General features: G+C 27.9%; 1 protein-coding gene. It reads left to right on the top strand.

Annotated features, from left to right (window positions below; all coding sequences use genetic code 11):
* Positions 1 to 100 precede the first annotated feature (100 nt).
* On the top strand, positions 101 to 2,068 hold the full coding sequence (locus tag Q0138_RS06350) for a hypothetical protein (RefSeq protein ID WP_297982178.1): 1,968 nt from the start codon (positions 101 to 103) through the stop codon (positions 2,066 to 2,068).
* Positions 2,069 to 2,156: the final 88 nt, after the last annotated feature.

Raw genomic sequence — 2,156 nt, forward strand, 5'->3', positions numbered from 1 at the left:
AATTTTAAATTTTTAAAATAATAAATTATATATTTAATTAATTAAAATTATTAGTTGATAAAATTCGTTAATTTTATAATAAAATATATAAAAATAAGAAATGGAGACAAATGCAAACTTTTTAGGTTTACCAGAAGAGACATCTCAATCTATTTATATGCCATATTTATCCACAAATTATAAAGCAGAAGGAGCAACAAATATCCAAACAACTCAAGCTCCACCTGTTGATAATATTTTCCAAGGTGATATTTTAGCTACATCGGCCGGAATTTCAGATTATAATATAGATCAAACAAATACTTATATCACAACCCAAACACAAAATAATTATCAAACAAATGATTATACAAATTTCGATGTTCCAATTACAACTGAAGCTTATCCTGCGACTAATTATACTACTACAAATCAAACTGAAATTCCTATAACTAATTATGAAGTCGAAAATAATTATACAACAATTGAGGCTTATCCTACTACTAATTATGCAGATTATACCAATACAAATTATGCTACAACTACAAATACTTTTCCAGAAATTGATTACACTGTTGCTGATACTTTTGTAGAAACAACTCCTACTTATGAAACAACAAATAATTATTTAGATATTTTACCTACTACTACAACTAATTATGATTTTAATGAATTTGAAGCACCAAAATATGAAATCAATAGTGCTCCTGTCATATTACCTCAACCTCAATATAAAAGAAAATATTATAAAGCTCAGACTGTGACAAGATATGAACCAAGAATTGTGACTAATTATAAACAAGTACCTGTGACTAGCATGGTTCCTGTAAATGCAGTACCTCAAGTACCACCTCCAGTTCCTACTCCAAGTATAGTACCCCCTCAACCACTTTATTCTCCTCAAAATGTTGAACCAATCCAACAAAGACCTCTTCCTATTAATGATCCACCTCAACCTTTAGTTAATATTCCACAACAACCTTTAGTTAATGTTCCTCAAAGCCAAATGATATCACAAGTACCATCATTTGAGCCACAAGTTGATGGACATTTTGTGAGAAATTATCCTATTTGGGAAAATGATCCAAGAAGAGAAATTCTTAAAAGCATTAGAGCTAGTAGAGAATTATCTCCAGTAGCAGCGCCTGGAACAGTTATTAATCCGACATTACAAGGAATTAATACTGGTATTCCTGGAGTAAGTGCCAATATATCTGCAACTAATGCTAATATACCAGGGATCAATGCTAATTTAAATGTACCAAATCTTAATGCTAATCTACCAAATCTTAATGCTAATTTACCAAATCTTCCTAATGCTAATCTACCAAATTTAAACGCCAATCTACCAAATCTTAATGCTAATCTTCCAAATCTTAATGCTAATTTACCAAATTTAAATGCTAATCTACCTAACGTAAGTGCTAATTTACCAAATTTAAATGATAATCTTCCAAATCTTAATGCTAATCTACCAAATTTAAATGCTAATCTACCAAATTTAAATGCTAATCTTCCAAATCTTAATGCTAATCTTCCAAATCTTAATGCTAATCTACCAAATTTAAATGCAAATTTACCTAATCTTAATGCTAATTTACCAAATACTTCTGGTTTAACCGGATTGAGTAATAATTTAAATCAAATAGGAAACAATCTAAGTAACACTGGAACTAATTTAACTAATAATATTAATTCAGGATTAAATAATGTAACTTCAGGTGTAAATGATTTAAAAAATATAGGCTCAGGCTTAAATTCAAATACAGGAATAGGAGGAGTTACCGATAAATTAAATACAGGTTTAGATAATGTCAGAAGTGGTTTAACAAATAATTTATCAAATACTGCTAATAATGTAACATCTGGTTTAAATAATATTGGTTCCGGATTAAATGATAATATAAACAGTGCGACTTCTAAGCTAAATAATTTAACAAGTGGTCAAAGTGCTTTAGATAATGTTAAATCTGGTTTAAATAGTGCTTTAAATAATACTCAAACTGGATTAGGAAATGCTGCTGATACTATAAAAAATACTGGTAATGCTGTCAAAGAAGGAATTACTGATGTTAAGAAATTATTTTAAATGAAGTTTAAAATATGGACATTTAAATAAATTTAATTTAGTTAATATAATAAATTAATTTAATAATATTTAATTTATATTAATAAAT

This window comes from uncultured Methanobrevibacter sp. (assembly GCF_937906425.1).
Taxonomy (GTDB): Archaea; Methanobacteriota; Methanobacteria; order Methanobacteriales; family Methanobacteriaceae; genus Methanobrevibacter.

Excerpts from the sequence above, each read along its gene's own strand:
- Q0138_RS06350 (WP_297982178.1), top strand. The coding sequence starts at position 101 with ATGGAGACAAATGCAAACTTTTTAGGTTTACCAGAAGAGACATCTCAA.